At 35.3% G+C, this 25,387-nt stretch carries 22 protein-coding genes and 1 other annotated feature; of the genes, 9 read left to right on the top strand and 13 right to left on the bottom strand.

Annotated features, from left to right (window positions below; genetic code table 11):
* Positions 1–91: 91 nt before the first annotated feature.
* From allD (AC1PU0_RS04700) to allC, 4 genes are all read right to left on the bottom strand, one after another.
* Entirely contained in the window at positions 92–1,141 is a 1,050-nt protein-coding gene (gene allD / locus AC1PU0_RS04700) for an ureidoglycolate dehydrogenase (RefSeq protein WP_206848307.1), read from the bottom strand.
* Between the two features lie 218 nt (positions 1,142–1,359).
* Entirely contained in the window at positions 1,360–2,427 is a 1,068-nt protein-coding gene (gene allD, locus AC1PU0_RS04695) for an ureidoglycolate dehydrogenase (protein WP_206848306.1), read from the bottom strand.
* 20 nt (positions 2,428–2,447) lie between these two features.
* Complete coding sequence (allE, locus tag AC1PU0_RS04690; RefSeq protein ID WP_206848305.1) at positions 2,448–3,233, bottom strand: (S)-ureidoglycine aminohydrolase; 786 nt, start codon at positions 3,231–3,233, stop codon at positions 2,448–2,450.
* Positions 3,234–3,254: 21 nt separating this feature from the next.
* A complete protein-coding gene (allC, locus tag AC1PU0_RS04685) occupies positions 3,255–4,481 on the bottom strand; it encodes an allantoate deiminase (protein WP_206848304.1) in 1,227 nt (408 codons plus the stop codon).
* Positions 4,482–4,874: 393 nt separating this feature from the next.
* Here allC and AC1PU0_RS04680 point away from each other — a divergent pair, with 393 nt between their 5' ends.
* On the top strand, positions 4,875–5,738 hold the full coding sequence (locus AC1PU0_RS04680; protein ID WP_206848303.1) for an alpha/beta hydrolase: 864 nt from the start codon (positions 4,875–4,877) through the stop codon (positions 5,736–5,738).
* A gap of 77 nt (positions 5,739–5,815) precedes the next feature.
* On the opposite strand, the gene tig is transcribed toward AC1PU0_RS04680, so the two are convergent.
* Together tig and AC1PU0_RS04670 are read right to left on the bottom strand one after the other, a co-directional pair.
* On the bottom strand, positions 5,816–7,099 hold the full coding sequence (gene tig, locus AC1PU0_RS04675; protein ID WP_111247036.1) for a trigger factor: 1,284 nt from the start codon (positions 7,097–7,099) through the stop codon (positions 5,816–5,818).
* A 240-nt stretch (positions 7,100–7,339) separates the two neighbouring features.
* Entirely contained in the window at positions 7,340–8,461 is a 1,122-nt protein-coding gene (locus tag AC1PU0_RS04670) for a 5-methyltetrahydropteroyltriglutamate--homocysteine S-methyltransferase (protein ID WP_206848301.1), read from the bottom strand.
* Between the two features lie 64 nt (positions 8,462–8,525).
* Positions 8,526–8,782: a binding site (T-box leader), on the bottom strand.
* Between the two features lie 113 nt (positions 8,783–8,895).
* Here AC1PU0_RS04670 and AC1PU0_RS04665 point away from each other — a divergent pair.
* The 6 genes from AC1PU0_RS04665 to AC1PU0_RS04640 all read left to right on the top strand — a co-directional run bounded on the left by AC1PU0_RS04665 (position 8,896) and on the right by AC1PU0_RS04640 (position 14,758).
* On the top strand, positions 8,896–9,441 hold the full coding sequence (locus tag AC1PU0_RS04665) for a hypothetical protein (RefSeq protein WP_206848299.1): 546 nt from the start codon (positions 8,896–8,898) through the stop codon (positions 9,439–9,441).
* Positions 9,442–10,386: 945 nt separating this feature from the next.
* Positions 10,387–10,659 (top strand): hypothetical protein, encoded by a 273-nt coding sequence (locus tag AC1PU0_RS04660; protein WP_206848298.1) that lies wholly within the window; start codon positions 10,387–10,389, stop codon positions 10,657–10,659.
* 750 nt (positions 10,660–11,409) lie between these two features.
* The gene (locus AC1PU0_RS04655; protein WP_258379261.1) at positions 11,410–11,805 is read left to right on the top strand and encodes a hypothetical protein; all 396 of its coding nucleotides are present in this window, start codon (positions 11,410–11,412) and stop codon (positions 11,803–11,805) included.
* 85 nt (positions 11,806–11,890) lie between these two features.
* Positions 11,891–12,469, top strand: a complete 579-nt coding sequence (locus AC1PU0_RS04650) for a hypothetical protein (RefSeq protein ID WP_206848296.1) — start codon at positions 11,891–11,893, stop codon at positions 12,467–12,469.
* 348 nt (positions 12,470–12,817) lie between these two features.
* On the top strand, positions 12,818–14,095 hold the full coding sequence (locus AC1PU0_RS04645; protein WP_206848295.1) for a hypothetical protein: 1,278 nt from the start codon (positions 12,818–12,820) through the stop codon (positions 14,093–14,095).
* A gap of 15 nt (positions 14,096–14,110) precedes the next feature.
* Complete coding sequence (locus AC1PU0_RS04640) at positions 14,111–14,758, top strand: ABC transporter ATP-binding protein (protein WP_069655523.1); 648 nt, start codon at positions 14,111–14,113, stop codon at positions 14,756–14,758.
* Positions 14,759–15,088: 330 nt separating this feature from the next.
* On the opposite strand, the gene AC1PU0_RS04635 is transcribed toward AC1PU0_RS04640, so the two are convergent.
* From AC1PU0_RS04635 to AC1PU0_RS04605, 7 genes are all read right to left on the bottom strand, one after another.
* On the bottom strand, positions 15,089–16,057 hold the full coding sequence (locus tag AC1PU0_RS04635; protein WP_069655524.1) for a DUF1002 domain-containing protein: 969 nt from the start codon (positions 16,055–16,057) through the stop codon (positions 15,089–15,091).
* 241 nt (positions 16,058–16,298) lie between these two features.
* On the bottom strand, positions 16,299–17,537 hold the full coding sequence (locus AC1PU0_RS04630) for a dicarboxylate/amino acid:cation symporter (RefSeq protein ID WP_069655525.1): 1,239 nt from the start codon (positions 17,535–17,537) through the stop codon (positions 16,299–16,301).
* A gap of 17 nt (positions 17,538–17,554) precedes the next feature.
* On the bottom strand, positions 17,555–18,277 hold the full coding sequence (locus AC1PU0_RS04625; protein ID WP_206848294.1) for an aspartate/glutamate racemase family protein: 723 nt from the start codon (positions 18,275–18,277) through the stop codon (positions 17,555–17,557).
* A 22-nt stretch (positions 18,278–18,299) separates the two neighbouring features.
* A complete protein-coding gene (locus AC1PU0_RS04620; RefSeq protein ID WP_069655527.1) occupies positions 18,300–19,211 on the bottom strand; it encodes an ABC transporter substrate-binding protein in 912 nt (303 codons plus the stop codon).
* 573 nt (positions 19,212–19,784) lie between these two features.
* Positions 19,785–21,512 carry a phosphoenolpyruvate--protein phosphotransferase gene (ptsP, locus tag AC1PU0_RS04615; RefSeq protein WP_206848293.1) on the bottom strand — a complete coding sequence of 576 codons (1,728 nt, stop codon included), beginning with the start codon at positions 21,510–21,512 and terminating at the stop codon, positions 19,785–19,787.
* Positions 21,512–21,778: a phosphocarrier protein HPr gene (locus AC1PU0_RS04610; RefSeq protein ID WP_010760596.1), complete on the bottom strand. Its 267-nt coding sequence runs from the start codon at positions 21,776–21,778 to the stop codon at positions 21,512–21,514. Before AC1PU0_RS04610 ends, ptsP begins: the two co-directional genes overlap by 1 nt.
* A gap of 173 nt (positions 21,779–21,951) precedes the next feature.
* Entirely contained in the window at positions 21,952–22,143 is a 192-nt protein-coding gene (locus tag AC1PU0_RS04605; protein ID WP_206848292.1) for a hypothetical protein, read from the bottom strand.
* A 330-nt stretch (positions 22,144–22,473) separates the two neighbouring features.
* Here AC1PU0_RS04605 and AC1PU0_RS04600 point away from each other — a divergent pair, with 330 nt between their 5' ends.
* Both AC1PU0_RS04600 and AC1PU0_RS04595 read left to right on the top strand, forming a co-directional pair.
* Positions 22,474–24,729 carry an ATP-dependent Clp protease ATP-binding subunit gene (locus AC1PU0_RS04600; protein WP_206848290.1) on the top strand — a complete coding sequence of 752 codons (2,256 nt, stop codon included), beginning with the start codon at positions 22,474–22,476 and terminating at the stop codon, positions 24,727–24,729.
* 195 nt (positions 24,730–24,924) lie between these two features.
* On the top strand, positions 24,925–25,239 hold the full coding sequence (locus AC1PU0_RS04595) for a DUF1827 family protein (RefSeq protein WP_206835695.1): 315 nt from the start codon (positions 24,925–24,927) through the stop codon (positions 25,237–25,239).
* The last annotated feature ends 148 nt before the right edge of the window (positions 25,240–25,387 follow it).

Here is a 25,387-nt window from a genome sequence, read left to right as displayed (position 1 = left end):
CGCCATGTCTCAACTAAAAATAGGAATTGACGAGACTGAAGCAGAGCGTAGTGACTTGAGCGCGAAGCTAGATAATTTTTTTAGCAAAATATCATTCCGCAAATTTATTTTTGTGATCATAACGATCATAATGAATAGCATCACTGATCAAATATTCGTAGATATCATCTACGATTTCAATGCCATTTTCTTCATAATTTTTTTCTCGTGCGCGTCCGCGTTCTCCAGGATAATTGACTTCTGTAAAACCAGGACTTGGGCTAATTTCTTTTAATTCGTCTAACATTGTCGAAATATTCTTTTTGAAAACATCTATTCCAATAAAGAAATCTGGGTTGATTACAATATGGAGCTGACCTAATTCACGCCCTTTTGATAGGTCATGATACATAGACGAAACATGTTTACCAAATGGCACTCCTAGTAAAATCCCAGATAGAATATCTACCATCATCATCAACCCATAGCCTTTTGGTCCAGCGATTGGAAGTAATGCATTGACTGCTGTTGAATCAGTTGTCGGATTTCCTTTGGCGTCAACTGCCCATGTATCTGGGATTGCTTCTTTTTTTGAACGAGCGTGAAGGATTTTTCCCCAAGCCTGAACAGTTGTCGCCATATCAAACGTAATTACACGGTCATCATTACTTGGGGCAGCAAAAGCAATTGGATTGGTTCCAAAATAAGGTTCACTTCCTCCAAATGGTACAACCATTGGATCAGATTGACAAACAGAAAGAGCTACCATGTTTTGTTTTGCTGCTCGTTCAACATAATAGGCAAGCGCTCCACTATGAGAGATATTACGGACTCCAACAACAGCTACCCCATTTTTCTTTGCCATTTCGATTGCTAGATCCATTGCTTTTTCTGCTGCAACAAACCCAGAACCATTGTCACCTTCAAACATACCACAACTAGGAGCTGTTTGGTTAAACGAAAAAGTCGGGTCGTTGGTGATACCGCCTTTTGCAATTCTTTCCGAATAATATTCCACGCGCATCGCACCGTGAGAATGAATTCCTCTTGCATCTGCAAAGGTTAAAACATCACTTACGATTCTTGCATGTTCTTCTGACAAACCAGCTTTTTGTATTTTTTCTTTGATTAGTTGATGTAAATCCGCTTTTTTTACTCTCATTTTAAAACGCCTCCTTATTTTAAAGCGAAGCGGGCTCGTTCAGCTTCGACAGAAAAATAGGAAAAATTGACTGAGGTGCTTTTCGCCTCATTCAATTTTTATCTTTTTTCCGAGAAGCTAGCCCGCGTAGCTAGATACCATACGACAACAATTCTCCGCTCCGCTAATACTTATAAAACCAAACAACACTTTTGTGAAGCATCATAGTTCAAAAAATTTTATTTTTTCTCACCAAAAGCATTCGTATTTTCATATCGATCAAAATGAAGTGTATCACTCTTTAAGTAGTCATAGATATTCTTAACGATTTCGATACCCTCTGACATTGATTTTTCATAATTGATTTGATTGATCTCACCTGGATAATACACTTGCTCAAATCCATCAGCTGCTGGAATTTCATGTAGCTCTTCTACCATACCGTCCACTGATTCTTTAAACATCTCTAAATCAGTGAAGCGTTTTGGATCAATCAAAATATACATTTGTCCAACATTACGTCCTTTACTAATATCGTCATACATTGAAGAAACGTGTTTTCCAAATGGTAAGCCTAAAAGCATACCTGATAAAATATCTACCATCATCATCAAGCCATAGCCTTTTGGTCCTGCAATCGGTAATAATCCATTGACTTTGTGAGGATCAGTTGTTGGTTTCCCTTCTTTATCAACTGCCCATGTATCGGGTATATCTTTATTTTTAGAACGAGCATCTAAAACTTTACCCCATGCTTGGACCGTTGTTGCCATATCAAAAACCACTGGCTCATGACCTTTTCTAGGTGCTGCAAAAGCAATTGGATTGGTTCCAAAATAATTTTCTTTGCCACCAAATGGTACAACCATCGGATCGGATTGACACATTGCTATGGCAATCAAATCTTGTTGCGCTGCTTTTTTCACGTAATAAGATAACGCGCCACTGTGGCTGATTTTAGAAATCCCGACTGCTGCAACTCCTGATTTTTTTGCCATGTCAATAGCATAACCCAATCCGACATCCGCAACGAATTGTCCAGCTCCATTTTTACCGTGGACGATTCCTGAACTTGGTCCAGTTTCTTCGAATTCTATTTCTGGTTCAAGCGTTACGCCGCCTTTATCGATTTGTTCTGCATAATATTCTACTCTAACAGCTCCATGTGAGTGGATGCCGCATGCATCTGCAAATACTAAATGTCTTGCCACTTCATCTGCATGTTCTTGTTTTAAACCAGCTGTTGTCAATTTTTTTTCAATTAAATCATGCAATTCTTCTGGTTTCACTAAAACAGTTTCATTCATTCTTAAACTTCCTCTTCAAATTAAATTTCTGGATCACGATTGCAATCTTTTGAATAAACGTACATTAAAGGCTCGTCACGACCTACAGCATACGCTGCTTGTTGAACATATGAACTCATGAAAATGTAGTCCCCTTTTTCGACTGGCATCCATTCATTGTCTAAGTTGTACATTCCTTGTCCAGAAAGTAAATATGCACCATGTTCTTGATAATGTGTTTCAATATAACCATGACTTGCTCCTGGTTCAAATGAAAGAATGTGGAAGTTCATATCAAAGCCTAAATCTTTAGGTAAGAAGTCCCATAAAAGTACGTCTTTCATGCCTTCGTACTCGATTGGTTCCATATCATTCACATTACCGACTACTTTATGCGCTTCGTAGCCTTCCAATGGTTGATAACGTTTTTTGTATAAGAAAATTTCAGTATCTGCATCTTGCCCATTTTCTAGGTACATCAACGTACTTGCAGGAAGATATGCATAACCACCTTTTGTTAGTTCATGTGTCTCAGAACCATCATTGACTTTTAAAATACCATCGATTACATAGACGATAGTTTCAACACCTTCTCCGCCGAAACCACGTTGGTTTTTTCCTTCTTTATGCATTGTAATGATATAATCAACAAAGTTTGCTCCTAATTGTTTAGAACCTAAAATCGAGCAGTCGCAATTTTCAAATCCAGGAATCACGTTATTTACTAAACCATCATGAGGAATCAATGCATAATTATTTTTTTTAATAACAGCTCTAGAGGATAATAAACCATCTAAATAACCTGTTTGATTATTTTTATAACCCATTTTTATTTCTCCTACTTTCTTTTATTTATAAGCTAATTCATATAATGTGCTCGCCAAAACTTTAACACCGTTCACTAAATCATCAATATCTGTCGCTTCTGCAGGATTATGACTGATTCCATTGATACTTGGTACAAAAATCATTGCTGTTGGGAAATTTGGCGCAATAATTTGAGAATCATGTCCAGCTCCGCTATGCATTACTTTGTATTTCATATTTTCAGCAATAGCTGCCGTCTCGATTGCTGTTACAATTTCTTCGTTCATTGGAACTGGTGCTTCGTCCATCCATAGGTCGATATCGATTTCTAAGCCATGTTTCGCCGCAATATCTTTCATTAGTTGTTCAATTTCTGCCGTAAATGAATAAAGTTCTCCACTGTCTGTATGACGACAATCCATTGTAAACAGAACTTCACCTGGTACTACATTAACTGTATTCGGTTTCGGTTCAACTTTACCGAATGTCAATACAAGAGGATCGCCAACTTCTAATGCACGATCGATCGCTTGTGAACAAATCTTAGCGAAAGCGTAAACAGCATCTTTACGGTATCCCATTGGTGTTGTTCCAGCATGATTGGCTTCACCTTTCAAGACAATCGTATAACGTCTTTGACCTGCAATATTATTCACGACACCAATTTGCAATTGCTCTTTTTCAAGAACCGTTCCTTGCTCAATATGAATTTCTACGAATGCTTTGATATCCTCTCTAGATGCTTTAGTCTCATCTCTAAAATCAAAACCATGACGTCTCATTTCTTCAACAAACTTCAATCCTTCAAAGTCAGCGATATCAATGACATCTTCTTTTTTCGCTTCGCCAACGAAATTTTTACTTCCCCAGAATACTGTTGGGAAACGGCTCCCTTCTTCTTCCGCCATTGAAATAACTTCTAATGAACGTTTTGGTTTACCGTGAGTTTCTAATAAATATTGAATTGCAACATACGCTGCGATTACACCAAATTGACCATCTAAATTCCCACCATTCACAACGGTATCGATATGCGAACCAGATAAAATCGTTTCTTCCGGATGTTCTGTACCTTCTACTCTACCAAAGAGGTTGCCGATCTCATCAAATGAAGCTGTCATACCGATAGCTTCTAATTTTTCTTTTACAGATTTTTGCGCTTCCAACCAAGAATCTGAATACAATAATCGTGTCATTCCACCCGTTGGATCGTTGCCAATACTTGATAAGTGATCAATATTTTCTTGTAAAACGTTTTTTAAATCCATTTGATACATCTCCCTCTTTTATTATCCTATTCATTGTAAGCGGTTGCCCGTTTTCATACACTATCCATATTTCACAAATTAACCACCATCTTTGTGCGCATTAAACATAAAGACTGGGGCTATTTGGGTTAAAATAGAAATAAGTTAGTGAAATTTATTTAGATTTGTAAACTAATTCTTCAAAAAATGGTAGAATGCAGATAAGTCAAAAAGCTTCTCAGTCATTTTTGAGAAAATGTTACCATGCTACTCATTTGCTTTGCAACGTGTAAAAAACACAATGTAATTAGAAATTGCTATTGATTGCGCCTGAGATTGTTCTTGCACCAAAGGACTTGGTACACGGTCTAGTAGAGCGGTGCGTTGTTACATAAAATTCAAGGAGGACTTTTAATGATAAAACAAACATTTCTTTACAGTAAACTAGATGAGTTAGATTTATCCATGACTTTTTACTCAAATCCAAACGGGTCTTCTGCAAAAGCGACTCTTCTCTACTTCCATGGTGGTGGACTTCTTTACGGAACCAAGGATGATTTGCCAGAAATTTATTGTAAACTTTTGGTAGAAAATGGTTATAACTTATTGGCTGTCGATTATCCATTAGCTCCTGAAGTAAAACTGCCAACTATTATTACTTGCATAAAAGAAGCAATTAATTGGTTCTTGGAACATTATCAAACAGCATTAGGTCTAGAAAATTCTGATTATTTCTTATTTGGACGTTCCGCGGGTGGTTTTCTTTCTTATTTACTATCTGCTCGCTATCCTTGTCCAGAACAAAAAGGCTTAATTAGTTTTTACGGCTATTATGATTTAACAAATTCGGCATTTAATCAGCCTAGCAGCTATTATAATCAATTTCCAAAAATAGCCCCTCTGACGGCCCAAGAGTTGATTTATCCTAACCCCATTACAGAAGTTTCTATTAATGAACGGTTCTCACTTTATTTATCTGGTCGACAGTTTGGCAATTGGTTAAGTTATCTTGTCAAAACTCCTAGTGAAAAAGAAACCTTTAGTCTAACGGACGTGGAACTTGCTAAACTTCCTCCTGCATTTTTAGCCCATAGTGCAGCCGATCAAGATGTGCCCGTTGAAGTTTCTCGTATTGCCAGTGAAAAACTTTCCAATGTAACGTACGAAGAAGTTGAGCATCTCCCCCATGATTTCGATGGTGACATTACTAAAAATGAAGGACTTCAAACTTATAATGCTCTAATTAAATGGTTAGATAGCCTAGTATCTACTGCTTGATTTTAACATAATTATTTCCTTCTATTAATCTAGAAAAAGACATTCCCGATTATTCAGGAATGTCTTTTGTAGTATCTTTATTTTTCAGTTGCAGTTTCAGTAATAACTTCTACTGCACGTTTCATGCGGATATCATGTTTCAACATATCTTCAGTTAAAACTTTTTTCACTTGATCGATTGGCATATTGTATTGTTCAGATAATTCTTTGATTTCATTGTCAATATCTTCTTGAGATACTTCAATATCTTCAGCTTTAGCAATTGCTTCGATCACAAGGTTTGTTTTCGTACGAACTTCTGCTTCTGCTTCAAATTGTTTGTGCAAGTCAGCTTCAGTTGTTCCAGTTAATTGATAATACATATCTGGAGCGATTCCTTGACGTTGCATGTTGTTTAAGAATTCATCCATTGAACGGTGAACTTCGTCATGTACCATTACATGTGGAAGGTCAACGATTTCAGCATTATCAACAGCCTGACGGATAGCTGCTTCGTCTTTTGCTTCTATTGCAGCAGCTTCTTTAGATTCTGTTAATTCTTTACGGTATTTTTCTTTTAATTCGTCTAATGATTCAACTGAATCGTCAACGTCTTTTGCAAATTCATCATCTAATGTTGGTAATTCTAATGCCTTCACTTCGTGAACTTTCACTTGGAAAACAGCTTCTTTACCTGCTAAATCTTCAGCTTGGTAATCTTCTGGGAATGTTACTTTTACTTCAACTTCTTCGCCTGCTTTTTTACCAACTAATTGTTCTTCAAAGCCTGGGATGAAAGAGTTAGAACCTAATTCAAGAGAATAGTTTTCGCCTTTTCCACCTTCAAAAGCTTCGCCATCTTTAAATCCTTCAAAATCGATTACGACAGTGTCGCCTTCAACAGCTGCTTCATCTTCTTTGATTACTAATTCAGCTTGTGCATCTAATTCACGTTGGATGCGTGCATCTAAGTCTTCGTCTGTTACTTCACGGTCTTGTTTTTCAACTGTTAAGTTTTTGTATTCGCCTAATTTAACTTCAGGTTTTACAGTCACTTCAGCAGTTACAACCCAATCTTCCCCTTTATTCATGCTTTCAACATCAATTTTTGGTTGAGAGACAGGATCAATTCCAGCTTCTTTCACAGCTGCTTCATATACTTCTGGTAATACTGCGTTCAAAGCATCTTCATACAATGCTTCTTCGCCATACATACGGTTGAATACTTGACGTGACACTTTTCCTTTACGGAATCCTGGGACGTTAAGATTTTTTTTGACTTTATCGAATGCTTGTTTCAAGCCTTTTTCAATTAGAGTTTGATCAACTGAAAAAGTTAACACACCATCATTGGTGCCTTTTTTTTCAAATTTCGCAGACATTTGTTTCCCTCCGAATAACTTAATTTTATACATGAATTTATGTTATGCATACCTTTAAATAGTACACTATCACTGGTTAAATGTAAACATTTTAGGTGAGAAGAAGGGAAATAATACCGAAATTTCTTTGATTGCTTTTAAAATTGATTCCTTCTATCTACTTTTACAGCAAATAGGATTGCTACATTTTAATAACTCCCTTCAGTTCATTGGCAGTTTAATAACAAGCGAGAAGTTCTACTATTTATTGGAACCCCAAACTTCATCAGCCACATCAATCACTAATTTCAGTTTCTTCCACTGATCCTCCTCCGTTAAAATATTTCCCTCTTCTGTTGAAGCGAACCCGCATTGTGGACTTAAACTCAAGCGTTCCAAAGGCACATATTTACTTGCTTCTTTGATTCTTTTTACTACTGTTTCTTTCTCTTCTAATTGCCCATCTTTACTTGTTACTAATCCAAGGACCACATGTTTTTCTTCTGGTACAAAGCGTAACGGCTCAAAATCTCCAGAACGTTCATCGTCAAATTCTAAGAAAAATGCTTCAACATTTTGATTCCCTAATAATGTGTCTGCAACAGGTTCATATCCACCAGAAGTGGCCCAAGTTGAATGGTAATTTCCACGACATACATGAGTTGTTACATGTAAATCTTCCGGTAAATCAACAATAGCATCGTTATTCAAACGCAAATATAACTCTTGTAATGCTTGCGTATCATATTCGCCATTGGTCATCGTTGTCCAAAAATTTTTATCTACTAACATGCCCCAAGTACAATCATCTAATTTTACATCTCGACACCCTAAATCATACAAAGCCAAAATCGTTTCGCGATATGCTTTTGCAATATCTTGATAAAACGCTTCTCGGTCTGGATAAAATTCATCGACTTTCTCTTCGTTAGAACCACGAACTAATTCCGCTACTAACTGGGCAGGTGCTGGAATACTCTGGCGAATTGGTGTCCCATCAGCAATTTCTGTTAAAAATTTATATTCTTCTAAAACTGGATGATCTGGATTAAACTCGACTTTTCCTGTTAGGCGAGCTGAATCTGCGCGTGTCTCTTCTCCATGAAATAAATAGCCTTGATCCATCACATTATGTTCGACACCTTTAAAGCCCCAGAAAAAATCAAGATGCCAATAACTACGACGGAACTCACCATCACTGATCACTTTTAATCCAATTTCTTTTTGCTTTGCAACTAGCTCACGAATCGCTTGATCCTCGATTGTTTTTAATTCATCTCCTGAAATCACACCAGAAGCAACATCTTCCCTTGCCTTTTTCAACGATTCCGGACGTAAAAAACTTCCTACGATTTCATAATGATGTACTGAATTTTTACACATAACTAAATTCCCCCTCTTTATTTAAATAGAAAACAAAAAAATCCCTAGAACAGTCAAAGACTCTTCTAAGGATGTATTAAACATACATGGTACCACCTTAATTCACAAAAATCCTACGATTTTTGCCTCTACTCTAATACGCCGCGAACGCTTTATATTAGGATTCTTGCTAACGGGAATAACCGTGCATCTCTAAATTAATATCTCGAAATGCCCACTCAAAAGCCATTTTCAAATTCGTTTTCTTTCACCTCTTTTCAGCTACCAAGGCTCTCTTTTAGAAATTCCACAGAATTTTACTTTCTTTTTCTACGTGTTTTTTTATTTATTTTTAATTATAATAGCAGATGAAGTGGTGGGTGTCAAATGGATCATTAAAAAAATAAAGCCACATAGCATAGTAATCGTTTATACTATGTATCAGGAGGATGAAAATGAACGATAAACTAAAAAGGAAAAAGATTTCCATCATTATTGGTTTGCTTGTAATAATAGCCACTAGCCTTTTTGCACATTATTACAGTACTTATCACTCTGTCGAGGAGCTATTTCTAAAAATCGATCTTGCTGATAACAATAGTACTAAGAACATCCAGGCATTGCAACGGTTTGGCGAAAAAAATAATTATTCCAGTATTATCCCAAATAAGCAAGAAGGAACGATTACATTGACTAATTTGGAAAAAGAAAATGATCTTTCAACATTTACTCAATTAAATTTTGATAGTTCAGAAGAAGATTGGGAAATCCTGACTTTTTCTATTACTGATCCAGAACATCTTTCGACTGTGAATGATGAAACAATTTGGAAAATTAAAGAAGGGGATTCCTTAAAAAAGGCAATCAATATCTTTGGTATTCCAAATAAGATGAGAAAAAATAAAGAAGGCATCATTAAAGCTACTTGGTTATGGGAAACTCAACTTTTTGGTGTCGAGTTGACGCTTGAAAATAATCGAATCACTAACATCATGATTTAATGGAAAAGTCCTCAATATGGGGCTTTCTTTTTGAATATAAAATAGCTTTTGTTTAGTTTTTAACTCTCTTTCGTTAGATTGAAAATAGAGCATAGAAAAAATTTTTTTGTTATTTTTTCTTATATATAAGGGAGAGGGTTTTAGGTGTTATTTAATTGAGGAATGTAAGATTTTTTATTGCGAACAGCTGTTTTTTTCGGTATACTAATAGCCATAGGATAGAAATAATTAACAATGAGAACAGCGATTATATACTTAGCCAGAAATAAGTGTACGATAAGGCTGTTGCTCCTAACGATAAAACTAAATAATTGGCACTTCCTGATCTGGCTACCAACCAAACTAGAGAAGTTTTGATTGAACAGTGCAACCTGCTTAAGCAAATCGCCAATAGTGTAAGTCATATTCTTATTTTTACATACTTTTGTCTACCAGAAGACCGCAATTCTTCTCCTTCCAAGCACAAATGCGTAAAAATAACCTTTTTTTGACGTGCCTATTGTCAACGATTGCAGGTGTAACTGTAGTCGTTTTTTTGTTGCTATCCTATAGACTTTGAGAAAAATAATTGACAATATGGTGACAACGTTCATTTTATTCACCTTGTACTTTTTATCATCTGCTCTGTCTTATTGCCAATCGCAGTGATTCAAAGCAAAATAGGCACTTCATTTACTGGTACCACCCTGTAAATGAAGCCCGGAATAGACATCACAACCTATCTATCCAAGTTGCCTGATTACTAGTACCGTAGCACTAGCTTCTTTATTGTACCTAATTTTTGTAAGAATTTCTAGACAGTTTTTGAAATTTCTTCAAATTGGGCTAAGAAACGCGCTATAGTCTGTTAGTCATCCCAACGATAGAGGCGGCAATCTCTATCGTTTTTTCTTTTTCTCATCTACTGATTGATGCTTAAATAAACTCTAAAAGGAGAATTTACTTATGAAAAATTCCGCACGTTGTATTAAAGCTGTTCCTTATCAGGAAATTATTGACCTTAGAGATACAGTTGAACGTTTACAATCATGGCAAGAACCGTTGGCGGTTTTGGAGAAGTATTTTACGAATCCAAATACGCCGATTAATAAGAAACAGGTTGTGAAAGATTATTATGCATGTTCAAAACTATTTCAAACATTTAACGCAGAATTTGAAAAGCTCAATTTGACTGCCGAAAAACAATTATCGAAAATTCAAGAAATTGGTACACTATAATCACTTATATAATAAAAGGGGCTCTATAAGTTAGCCCCTAAATTGTAGTTATTTATGCTCTGCCAAATAATCTCAAATAAACTCTAACGCTTAATGAATACATAATTTATTGTAATTACTCCTTCTATATATTAAATACTTTCTTATTTCTCAACCAAATTTCTAAATGCCTTATCATGCTTATTCATAAAAAAGTTTATATCATCAGAAAATTCATTAGAACTATTTTCTGGTTTGATCGCTAGAGATTTTTCCAACGAGACTTGTCCATCACAAACAATAAAATCTAGTCTATCCTCTTTCTCTAGAGACAATGCTTGGATTACTTCTTTAGGTAAGGACGTGATATATGTATCGCCATGCTTTTTTATTTGTTTAGATGTTCTTATTACTTCGGCTATTTTTAGTTCCTCCCTAGTCTTATTTATTAAAGCGTCACTCCTCCAACTTCTAAACGGTTCGTATTCTGTAACCAAGAAACGATTTGTTACAATACTTATGACAATGACGATTAAGATAAAACAACTACGACGACAAAAAAACGTCTTTTTCGTTTGCCCATTTAAAATTCTCCTCCTTCTTACATAGTATAAAAAAATTTGTCTGAAATCTAGCTAAAATCAATCTTGGCATAACAGATTGGTTCATTCCCTATTTGAGGTAAAAAGGCAGAATATCTAAAAATCGATTGACATTAAAATTCTTTTTGTGATATTATTCTTACATTAAACAGAAAAGGATGTTTTACTCGTGAAAAAATTTAGTTTGTCGTTCGTTGTTGTTGCGACTATTGTCCTGACGTTTATACCTACATTAGCGAATGCTGAAGAAGTTGGTGGTTGGTCAGAGGAAGACGGTAATTACTTAAATCCCAATGTACTCTTACCTCGTGCGGCGGTTAATCATAGAGGTAAAAGAGAATCTAAAGTTATCTCAAAAAATACTGCGTACAGAGCTCATGGTTGGACAACTTGGAAAGGCGTTTATCACTATACTACTGCTCGAATGGAAAAACACCGTGGTGGGATTGTTTTAACCACTTCAAATCGAAAATACGGTTGGAATGGAACGGAAGCTGTTTCACCTTGGTACAGAATGTCACACGGTGAAGATACAGCTGCTGCAAGAACTTACTATGGAAGATAAGCTTCTCCTCACGACAATTTAACGATTCTCAAAAGAGCTATTGCTGTTAGGATAGTTATTTCCATTAGCACAAGTGAGGTGGCAAATGAAAAAGAAAAGATTCTTCGTCTCAACTATATTGATCCTCTGCACTTATTTATTGCTCATATTTGTTAGCGAATATCAGAGACAACAGGATACATTATTTTTTGAAAGCAATGATTTATATTCAACAGATCATCTATTCGTAAAAGAGACGTTCCAAACCTTAATTAAAGAGACATTTAAAACCTCATCTGATCTTAGCGTATTTATTTCTTTAGAAAGTAAAAACAACGACAACGTACGAGGATACTTTTCAAAGGATTATTCTGATACCCATTTTCCACTTAGCAATGGCTCTTTTTTTTCAACATCGAATACTAAAGAAGCTTTGGTTGGAAAAGAGGTTGCTACGGTTTCAGAAAATGACTGCACTTATTATGAGTACAACAACAAAAAATATAAAGTTATCGGTTATTTAGGAATTACGAAGCCCAGTTTTTTAGATGAATCTGTGCTGATTAACGATTCCTCTCTTTTCAACATGCCAACAACCTACTTAACGATTGATGGAAAAAAATCAATACTATTTATTATGATCGATTCGGTAAAAACAATTCCTATCAAAAGAATATGGGATTAGATAGAAAAGTAAATAGTGATTATTTTTCTCCTCTTATTTATTCACTGACATTATTTATAGCAATTGTCTGTACCGTTTTGATCGCGTATCTTATTTTTACGGATTTAAAAAAGGAAAATTTCATCAAGTATATATTAGGTACATCTACATTAAAAAAATATAAATCGAGTCTATTTTATTTACTCTCTACTTGCATCATCCCTATGTTTTTTTGTTTATTGATTTTACCTTTGTTTCAACTCATTTCCATTCATTACTTCTTTATGTACAAACTTTTTTTGACGCAACTTTTATTAATGTGTTTTAGCTTCACATGCTTCTTTATTAAAGAAGAAAGGAGCAATTTACATGGAGTTAATTTATAATCTTAAAAAAAATGGTTTACTTATTTTATTAAAAACCACTATTCTTGCTGTCTTTTTCTTTCTCCTCTATCTATTTTTATTGTTTGCTGTAAACATCAATGTAGAGCTAACCAGCAACCTTGAGGAATCGTCCAATAAAAAATTATTTACATTAACCGACACACTGACGGAACCTGATGCTTTTTATCACTTCAGACAATCAAAAACATTGTTAACTACTGTGAAATCATTCTATGAACAGTTAAATACAAAGGAGAATCTACATTTCATCTCCTCCTTTGATCAACCTCTACAAATAGAAGATTTTAAAGGAGACATAGAATTCAATGAAGCATATGGTACAGATATGGAGATTATTGGCAATTATATTGACCCAATGACCAAAAAAGAGGTTTTTGACGCCAAATGCTTTCAAGTTAACAAAAATTTCTTTGATTACTATAAACTTGAAACAGAAAATAAAGCTTTATTCCCTTGGGATGACCTAGATATAGAGAATCATACATTACCGATATTATTAGGTTCAAATTATAAAAAGAGTTATAGTGTAGGCGAAACGATGAAAGGAAGTTTGTATTTAAAGCCATTCGATTTTAAAATAATTGGTTTTTTAAAAGAAAATACCTCTGTGTTTTACAAAAATGACCTAAACAAATACTTGGACAACTATATTATTCTTCCGTATCCTGAAAAATTAAGTACTGTATCCAAGGAGAATAAGGAATTTGTTGGTATGCTCTATTTTGCCATGTTAAATGGAGATATTAGTATAGATCAAAACAAAGGCCTTGACTACTTAACAAAACAGCTCTCAACCATAGCAAACGAAACTGGATTTTATGACTACACTTTACTCGGAGTCCCAACCTTCACTTTGCAATACAATAGAATGTATGAGCTGATCCATTATAATAGAACATTATTGATCTCACTGTTATTGTGTATCACGATTTGTCTTTTAGCAATCGTTCATTTTCTAACGTGTAGGATGTATGTGCACAGACGAACCAGATATTACTTATCCTTTGCTAACGGTGATTCGTTGAAGCACTTAACTACTTTACTTGTTTTAGATGTAACTGTTGGAAATGTTCTATTATTAGTAGTCTTCATTATCACTTATTTCCTGTCTCCCATTCAAGTTAGCACATTTTTCCTTATTGTAGTTCTAGGTATGGCTCTGTTTTCAATAATGGATATAGGGTTAATGAAACAGTTTCTAAATAAAGATATACGTTCTAGTTTTAATGATTTCTATTGATAGGAGTTGATTTACTTGATTCATTTACACGATATCCAAAAGAAACTACCGCAAACAGATACATTGCTTTTCGACAATTTGAACTTTGCCTTGAATGGTCATCAGTCTGTGGCCATTCAAGGACGAAGTGGTTCTGGGAAAACAACCTTATTAAAAATAGTAGCTGGCTTTGACACCCGATACAATGGTCTTTACGAATTCAAAGGTGTAACAATCAGTAAAAATCCCAAAAAAAATATAAAATTTAGAAAAGATACTATTGGCATTATCACACAAAATTACAATTTATTAGGTGACAGAAATGTTCAAGCTAATATTCAGCTTGGGCTAAATGAACAGTCCAAGAATCAAAATAAAGATATTGAAAAGATGCTAAGTCTCGTAGGACTACCAGGATACAGCACTAAAAAGATATCAGAAATTTCCGGTGGAGAAGCACAAAGGGTCGCTATAGCTAGAGCCCTCATCAAAAAACCGGCTATTTTGTTAGCGGACGAACCTACTGGGGCTTTAGATGAAAAAACTGAACTTGAAATCTTAGAATTATTTAAAAATATCCAGAACTTGGGAACTAAACTGATTATGGTTACGCATAGTAATGCTGTAGCCGAAGTTTGCGATGGAAAATATGTATTAGAAAATAAAAGATTAATTTCAAACTAATAGTAGATACATACTTTTAAATCACCGTTGTGAAACAGCATCGTTACACCCGAACAACCAATCAGAATCATTGTACTATGCAATACATCATCTTGATGGCCGCATTTTGATTTTTGATCTACTTCTTATCTTCTCTTTATTGACTTTATCCTTTTTCCAAACATTCAAAAGTGTCGTTTATTTCTTCACTTATTCACATTAAAAAAATAGGTGTGGGCCATGACTCTACAAGTCACATCCCGCACCCTTAAAAAATCTGGATCGGTGGATCAGAAGCAATGCCTATGAAAATAAAAACTTCTGTGCCAATCTCATCCAACTTCATTTCTTTTATTTCCCAGTAACCGAATCCCAAAGGCCACTGAAAAATCCTTTAATATTTTCCCAAAGTCCTTTAGATTTTTCTTGAATCTGCTCTTTCGTTTTGGACAAATCTAGTTGATTTACAAAATCTTCAAAAATATTTTTATCTTTCATATCACTCATCAGAGTCGTTAATTCTTTGACCTGATCTGATGACATGACATCTTTGATTCCTTGACTTTGCAACGCACTTTCAACGGTTTTTTGAATGTCTGCTTGGGTCAATGTTTTGCCATCTGCAGTTTTTGTAGCTAGTTCTTTTTTCGCTTGTTCTTGCGCTGCATTTAAAGCTTCATCGGAATAACCAGCTTTGTCTTTATTTTCTTCTGTGATCTTAGATAATACATCCATTTCATCTTGTGCTACGCCAACACGATCTCTATTGATAATGCCACCAGATTCTTCGACAATTTTGTAGACTCCAGCTAACGCACCAGATCCATCGATTGGTACCGCTGAAGCAACGGTTAGCTTAGCATCTGTTATACCAGCTGTCAGGGCTGCGTTTTGATATTGAGCTTCAGTAATTTTCGTGATATTTTTGGGTGTTGCAATATCAACCGAAATTCCTGATCCTTTCTTCTGTGTCTCCATGCGAACAGAGCTATAGACCGCCCATTCTGGCGTAAAGCCGCCATCAGGGATAAAACTCATCAAATCTTGTCCTGTCGTTGTATATTGTGGTGTCTCACCTTTGATACCTAGTTCTTTCAACGTATACTCTTTTTGCTCTTGCGTCAGTGCATTTCCTAAAGCAACTGCATTAATCTGCAGTACTTGCTCGGAGCTTTGAGTGGTTTCTGTATTACTAGCACTTACTGAAGTACTTTCAACCGTGCTACTTTGTGTAGCAAATGCTGTTTTTCCATTTGATAAACCTGTAGAAACCAAAAGAACTGTCATTGCTACAGCGAGTGTTGTTTTTGTCTGTTTCATAGTAACCTCCTAAAGATTTACTTGTTCATTACTATACAACAATACTTTTAGTTAGTCCCTAAGTATGCTCCGTTTTAAGAAAATTTTAGTATCTTGACCTTTTAAAGAATACGTTTCCTTTCCTAAGTGAATCAACTCTATACTCAGTTTTTCCAATAAAAAAGAACAAAAGCAACCACTTTTCGCGGTTGAATGCTTTTGTCCTAATTTTCTACAAACTATATACTCGTAATGACTCATTTTAGTTAGTACTGGATTCGAATACGTTTCTATCAAATTCACCTGTTTTAATTCCAACAATAATTGATGAGTAAACATTCCCCATTACGTTCAATGGTGCTCGTGTTAAAGAATAAAAATAATCCAAACCTGCAAAAATAGCTACTCCTTCAACTGGAATACCAATCATTTGAAAAACAATTGCCATAGATACAATTCCGCCACCTGGAACACCTGGATTCCCAAAAGATGCAACAACTGAGAATACGCCTAATAAAATAAGATTTTGTAATGTAAATTGGATGTCAAATACAGATGCACAAGCCACAGCCGAAACAATATTTGAAATTGGCGAGCCATTTGTATTTAATGCATTTCCTAAAGGTAAAACAAAATCAGATATTCGTTCTTTAACGCCCATCTTTTTAGGCACATCCTCTAAAGATACTGGTAAAGTTATCGCTGAGGAAGTAGTTGTTACAGCTATAACCATAATATTTAGACTATTTTTAAGAAGCGTAACAATGTTTAATCGATATCTGATAGCTACATAAAGTGTATAGAGCGTAAAGAAAATAATATCAAGTATACTTACGATTACAATGACCTGAACAAGTGATTTCAACGCATCTACTCCACTTGTGCCAATAACACCAGCAAGCATCGCTGAAATCCCAATTGGTGCATAGACCATCACAATAGAGACGATTTTCATTATTACTTTTCTTAAACCTAATATTAACTCATAGAGTGCGTTTACACTTTCAAAACTATCCTTCATAATATTTACAGAAATACCAAACAATGCTGCAAAAACAATGATTTGGACAATAACACCTTCTGCAAGTGCCCCAACTGCGTTATCTGGAATAAAATTTACAATAGTTTCTTGAATATTACCACCTGCAACCGTTCCTTTATATGCATCTGAACCAGGAGCAGTCAACGTTAAATTGATTGGGATGATTTTTACTGCAATAATTGACAAAACTGCCGCCAAAGACGTACTAACAAAAAATACCCCCAATGTTTTCAGTCCAACAGTTTTTAATTCTTTTAACGGTAAAGAGGCCGTTGCTTCAACAATAGAACAAAAAATTAATAAGGGAACGCACATCTTTACTGATCTTAAAAAGATATCACCTAAAAACTTTAAACTTTCAGCATTTTCTCCTAGCACAAAACCTATGATCAGCCCTATGATAGATCCTACGACAATCCTCATAGATAAACTAGAGTTCTTCACTTTATTTAAAATCATTCTGCTCGTACTCCTTTTCAGTCAACAAAATAGTCGCTTATTTTTTGTGGTGGATAATTAAATTTTCCAATCTTACTCTGTGATAGATGACACTCTACAAATAATTTAGCCAAATTTACGGATACTGAAACAGGGTCTATAACTGGAACACCTATTTCTTCGCTTAATGAATCCGCATACATCGCAAATCTAGCCCCACCTAATACAATTGCCTCAGCACCGTCTTCTTCAATCATCTTGATGATTGTGTTTTTTAGCGATTCTTTTACGGAACTGTTTTGGTTCACATTCTCCGTATCCATTTCAATCCCTCGTACTGAGGCAAGTTTTCCTTCTAAACGTAGTAAATGTGTAAGATCTTCTTGATAAGGTATATTTTGTTTGAAAACAGTTAAAATTGAATACTTATGTCCTAACATGGTCGCAATAACTTGAGATCCTTCTGCTATTGATATGACTGGAATATCTAATGCTTCTTTTAAAGCAAAAAAACCAAAATTCCCGAATCCAGCTAATACAATTGCATCTGGTTTCACTTCTTCTGTAAAATCAAGTAACCCTCGCACAAACGACCAAACAGATTGATAATCGCCAAAAGTACAATCTATATGTTTAGAGCCTTTAGGATTGGTATATGGGATCAATTCTGTAGATGAATCATTAAACCCTTTTTCTGCTGATTTCATTAAAACTTTTGTTAATTCTGTATTACTATTTGGATTAGCAACAATAATTTTCATTTGAATCTCCTTTTTTATAAATTTATTTATTTTTAGAATATAGATATGGCCGATTATCGACTAATTTGTCGTACGCTATTTTTCTGTCTAATACATCTCCTAGTATTAAATAATCTTGCCAACGATCAACCTCTTGGGACTCAATATTTATAGTCGGAGTCCACATTCCCTCTTTTATAAACAGATCAATTGTTTTAATACCGTCTTCTACGGAAATTGTAGGCCAATTATTTTTAATAATCGTGCTGCAGACTTTTCCTCCATGTTCTAATAAATATGACGTCCCTTTTTGAAGACCTACAGCGAATTTTTCAAATTCAACTAATTTATCTTCTATTATTTCAGGCAAACTATAGTAAACACTCCAAGGTATATTGCTGCCCTTTCTGGTTAAATCACAGAAGTTAAAACCTACTTGTCGATCAATCATGGAATGAGCTGTATCTGGTTGGACTACTATAAAGTCACCAAACCCTTTTTCAAAAAGATCGCAAATCATAGCTGTTGAAAAATCATGGATAAACCTAATTTTATTTGGATCAGCACCACCTTCTCGCGCGCTGCCAACCGTCATTAAATAATGACCTGCCCCATCGCCTCCTGATACAAGTACTCTTTTTCCTTCTAACTTTTTCCAATCAAATGATCCTGATATTTTTTCTCTTGAAAGAATAACTAATGGGCATTTAGACGCTATTTTTGCAACTGACGTGTATTTTTGAATATTCTGACAATAAATCATAGGCAACCACATTCCACCTAACACAACATCTGCTTGACCATTTTCTAAATCATCAAGTCCTTTTGTCCAAGGATCAGGTAAATACGAACATAATTTTAGCTTTTGTTCATCAAAAAAACCTTGTTCTTCTGCGATGTATTGTGGCATGTAGTTCATTGATAATCCTGTTGCAGCAATTGTAAATGTAGTCAATTTAGAAAATCTCCTTTTTGATTATATTTAGGTTTTGATAACAATATATGCTATATGGTCTCCTATGACCTTTTATCACGAGAATGTTCTACTTGATTCGTGTGATTATTGTTTGTAGACTCAGAATCAATGATTGCAAATCTTGCTTGCATGTAATCAACGTAGTTTCTTGAGTTTCACTACTTTTGAATCTTTTTGAACTATCACAAATCATATTGTAAGCGGTATCCATGTCCTTTTCATTGAACTTTTTAACATTTTATTTATATTTTTTGTTTAAAATAACTATTTATTACAAACTTTATATGAAAAACGACATAATAAACGAATAAAAATAAAGGAGTAGCAAAATATACTTGAACCATTTTATTGTAAAGGCCACCATAATTAACCAACGATTATCACGATAGTTTAAGAAGAAAATCCGACATAAAAAGTTTAAAAAAGTGTGAAAATAGTTGATTCTATTTCGAAATTAGTATTCATTCTAGACTTAATTACCAAACATTCACTAATAAAAAAAGCCTTCACCACTCAGAACAGACTCTGAATGGTGAAGACTTTAGAACTTATTTATTTCGTATAATCCTTAACTAAGTCAATAACTTCTTCCATTGTATCGCAGTCATTCAACGCACGATCTGCAAGTTCAGCCATTTTCTTAGTATCTAGACGTTTCATTAAGCTACGAGTTTGAAGAATAGATGTCGCACTCATTGAGAACTCATCTAAGCCCATTCCTACTAATAACGGTACAGCCATTTGATCGCCGCCCATTTCTCCACACATACCAGTCCATTTACCTTCAGCATGAGATGCGTCAATCACGTTTTTAATCAAACGTAGGATTGATGGGTTATATGGTTGGTATAAGTAAGAAACACGTTCGTTCATACGGTCTGCTGCCATTGTGTATTGAATCAAATCGTTTGTTCCAATACTGAAGAAATCAACTTCTTTGGCGAATTTGTCCGCAATTACAGCTGCTGCAGGAATTTCGATCATGATACCAACTTGAATCGTATCAGAAACTTTTGTTCCTTCAGAAACTAATTTTGCTTTTTCTTCTTCAAAGATTTTCTTCGCTGCTCTGAATTCTTTTAACGTTGCAACCATTGGGAACATGATACGTAAGTTACCATGAACAGAAGCACGAAGTAACGCACGCATTTGTGTACGGAACATTTCGTCGCCACGTTCAGATAAACTGATACGTAATGCACGGTAGCCTAAGAATGGGTTCATTTCATGCGGTAATTGAAGATAAGGTAATTCTTTATCTCCACCGATATCCATTGTACGAACCACGACAGGTTTACCGTTCATGCCTTCAAGTACTGCAGTGTAAGCTGTATATTGTTCATCTTCTGTTGGGAAATCGGGAGAATCCATGTAAAGGAATTCTGTACGATATAAACCAACAGCTTCAGCACCATTGTTGTGTACGCCTTCTAAATCTTTAGGAGTACCAATGTTTGCAGCTAACTCGATATGTTTACCATCAGCAGTGACTGTTTCAGCATGTTTTAATTTTTCCCATTCAACTTTAAGGTCAGCATATTCTTTGCCTTTCGCTTCAAAATCAGATTTTTCAGCGTCAGTTGGGTGGATGATGACATCACCATCAATTCCGTTAACAGCTAAAATGTCGCCTTCTTTCACTTTAGCAGTGATTTCTTTTGTCCCTACAATCGCAGGAATTTCAAGAGAGCGAGCCATAATTGCTGAATGTGATGTACGTCCGCCAATATCCGTTACGAATGCTTTTACATACGTACGATCTAATTGAGCAGTATCACTTGGTGTTAAGTCATGGGCAACCACAACAACCTCTTCGTTGATCATTGAAGGGTTAGGAAGAGTAACACCTAATAAATGAGCTAAAATGCGTTTCGCAACATCACGAATATCAGCAGCACGTTCTTGCATGTAGGCATTATCGTCCATCGCTTCGAACATACCGATGTACATATCTGTTACTTCTTTTAATGCAGCTTCAGCATTTACTTTATTATCTTGAATATTTTGTTTGATTTGACCAATCATTTCAGGGTCAGATAAAACCATTAAATGAGCATCAAATACTTGCGCTTCTTCTTCACCAAGGCTTTGCGCTGCTTTTTCTCTGATTGCTTGCAACTCAGTCGTAGATTTTGCTAAAGCGCCATCTAAACGGCTTTCTTCAGCAGATGTATCTTCTACAGATTTTTTGTCGAAAGATAAATCAGGTTGAACTAACAGGTAAGCTTTAGCGATAGCAACTCCATCACTTGCGGCAATTCCCTTTAGCATTTCAGACATTATTCTGACAATCCTTCTTTTTGCATTGTGTCTACGATTGCTGCTAATGCATCAGCTTCGTCAACACCGTCAACTGAGATAGTCACGTCTGAACCTTGACCAACGCCTAGAGACATAACGCCCATGATTGATTTAAGGTTAACAGATTTACCTTTGTATTCTAAGTTGATATCTGAGTTAAATTTACTTGCAGTTTGTACTAATAATGTAGCTGGACGAGCGTGAATCCCTGTTTCTGCTACGATGTGAAATTCTTTCTTTTCCATATGAATCGGTCTCCTTCGTAAATAAATTAATTTTTTATGTTAGGGTTTTCCTTTCTTGGTACGTTTCAATTGAAACTTGAATCTGGATAATACCCTTTCAATTTTTAAGATTACCATTTTTTGTGAGTAGTTACAACACTTTTAACCTATTTTTTATCAAATGAAAGGATCGATTAATCTTCTTCTTTCATATAATGATATATAATTCGTCCATTTAATCCGGCTTCTCCAACAATTGACATTCGATCCGGCAAATTTTTCCAAACTTCCCTAAAGGTTGTAAAGTCTTTTGGTTCTATAATCAGTTCAGAAATAGTTCCTTCCTTTAATGCGTTGATTTGTTCTTCAAATGGATTTTCATACATGGATTGATCACAGCTTTCACTTTTATTTTTCGACTGAAGTTATTGTATGATAAAAATAGATAATTGTCTAAATTATTCTCATTTTCTGTATAAATAAACGTATATAGTTTTACTAAGACTTAATAATTTACTATGTAGGTAATGAACATTCAAAGTAATATGAGTTTTTCTCTCTATTTATTGGCTTAAACCAGAGTTCAATTGCTTGATTCCTGCCAAAAAGATGCTATAATAATCTCAAAGGTCAAAAATGGTCAACTGTTTTTTGACCTTACTTATAAGGACTTTGAATTAAAATTAGTCTTATCTTGAAAGGACGTGTTTTATCCTATGATTTGTCAAAATTGTCAACAAAATCCAGCAACGATCCACTTATATGCAAATGTTAATGGTCAAAGAAAACAATTAGACTACTGCCAAAGTTGCTATCAAAAATTAAAAACAAAAGCAAACGATAATCAACCAACAATGTCTCAACAAGATCCATTTGGTTTTGGAAGTTTAGATGATTTATACCGCTCACTCTCTCGTCAAATGCAAGAACAACAAGGGAATCCTAATGGGCAAACTCCCCCAACTCAGTTTGGTGATGGGAATGGTTTTAACGGCGGTCAGCCACCTCGTGGAGGTGTTGGACAGTCCGATGGTTTATTAGGTGAATATGGTATCAACATCACGCAAGCTGCTAGAAACGGAGACGTTGATCCTGTTGTCGGACGTGATGAAGAAATCAAACGTGTGATTGAAATCTTAAATCGTCGAACAAAAAATAATCCTGTTCTGATTGGAGAACCTGGTGTTGGTAAAACAGCCGTTGTTGAAGGTTTGGCACAAAAAATCGTCGATGGCGATGTGCCACAAAAATTATTGGACAAAGAAGTTATCCGTTTAGATGTCGTTTCTTTAGTCCAAGGTACAGGGATTCGAGGTCAATTTGAAGAACGCATGCAAAAGTTGATCGATGAAATCAAACAAGCTGAAAATGTCATCTTATTTATAGATGAAGTTCATGAAATCGTTGGCGCAGGTGCTGCTGGTGATGGCAACATGGACGCCGGCAATATTCTAAAACCAGCGCTCGCTCGTGGTGAATTACAAATGGTTGGTGCAACTACTTTGAATGAGTACCGCATTATTGAAAAAGATGCTGCGTTAGAACGCCGAATGCAACCTGTCCGTGTCGATGAACCAACGGTAGACGAGACGATTGCTATTTTGCAAGGATTGCAAAAACGTTATGAAGATTATCACCATGTGAAATACACGGATGAAGCCATTAAAGCTGCTGCAACTTTATCAAATCGTTACATTCAAGACCGTTTCCTACCTGATAAAGCCATTGATTTATTAGATGAATCTGGTTCTAAAATGAACTTAACGATCCAAATCGTCGATCCTAAAACGATTGAGAAGAAACTCGCAGATGCAGAACAACAAAAACAACAAGCCTCTGCTGAAGAAGATTTTGAGAAAGCTGCGTACTATCGCGATCAAATCAATAAATTACAGACAATGAAAGAAAAGCAAATCAGTGATGAAGAAACACCTGTGATTGATGAAAAAAATATTGAAGCGATCGTAGAACAAAAAACAGGTATTCCTGTCGGTGATTTAAAAGAAAAAGAACAAACACAATTGAAAAACTTGGCGGTCGATTTAAAAGCTAGCGTTGTTGGTCAAGATGATGCAGTCGATAAAGTTTCTAAAGCTATTCGCCGTAATCGTGTTGGTCTAGGCAAGCAAAATCGCCCTATCGGTTCTTTCTTATTCGTTGGACCAACTGGTGTCGGTAAAACAGAATTGGCGAAACAATTAGCTTACGAATTATTTGGTTCAGAAGATTCAATGATTCGTTTTGACATGAGTGAATACATGGAAAAACATAGTGTCTCTAAATTGATCGGTTCACCTCCTGGTTATGTCGGTTACGATGAAGCGGGGCAATTAACTGAAAAAGTTCGTCGTAATCCATACAGCTTGATTTTATTAGATGAAATCGAAAAAGCACATCCAGATGTATTGCATATGTTCTTACAAATCCTTGATGATGGCCGTTTAACCGATGCACAAGGCAGAACAGTCAGCTTCAAAGATACGATCATTATCATGACAAGTAATGCAGGAACTGGTAATGTCGAAGCCAATGTTGGGTTTGGCGCTGCTCGTGAGGGACTTACAAAATCTGTTTTAGGACAATTAAACAATTTCTTTACACCTGAATTTTTAAACCGTTTTGATGGCATCATTGAATTCAAAGCATTGAGTAAAGAAAACTTAATGAACATCGTTAGCTTAATGTTAGATGATGTCAATAGTTTACTCGCTCATCAAAAAATTCATATCGATGTAACAACAGACGTTAAAGAAAAATTAGTCGATTTAGGTTACGATCCAGCTATGGGTGCTCGTCCATTACGTCGGACGATTCAAGAACAAATCGAAGACGGCATCGCTGAATACTTCCTAGATCATCCAGAGGAACATAAATTAATTGCTGAACTAGACGATGACGGAAAAATTATTGTAACTGGAAAAAACACCATAGATTCTAGTGACACCAGCGAAACCAATATAGAAGAAGAATAGAAAGTGAAGTCAATCAGGCAAACTGATTGACTTTTCTGTGTTTTTTAAGACAAATTTCTTTTTATTTACGCTAAAAAAATTTATAATTAAGATGCATAGAACGTATAGCAACGACTATTCCAGCTTTTTGAATCTGTGAATACTCTGTTTCTTATTAGTAACGGACAACTAAAGAATTATATTGAGGTGAAAAAAATGAAATTAGTCAATGTAACCAACAGCTACAAACAGTTAGTCAATAAACAACTAGAAAATACCGATGCATACTTTGTCAAAGTTTATTCAGCGGGCAATACGACCGTCGTTTATACAGAAGCTGCTCAACATGCTGAAATCTTGGTTGTAAATAAAAAACGAGCTGTTCGTAAAACAGAAATCAATGAAATTCTTACTTATTTCTTGAAACGTATTCCAAAAGAAAACTATGACCGTAATCAAATTTCGATCATTGAATTGAAAGATGTTATAGAAATTTCGATTCCGATGATATCTAATTTATCTGTCCGCTAAAATAGGCTGGGACAGAAGCGTTTAATCCCGAGAAATAAGAAGGAATTCACGAAAATTGTTTTTCAAATTTTTGTGACCAAGTAGGTACTGTGCGACATCATCTCGTTCCTTGTTGTGTTTTACAGCAATTTCAGCTTATTTCCGAAGG

The organism is Enterococcus sp. XAF26B05_ASV22 (assembly GCF_056727285.1).
The sequence above is the reverse complement of the archived record's forward strand: the minus strand, read 5'-3'. Positions and strand labels throughout refer to the sequence as shown.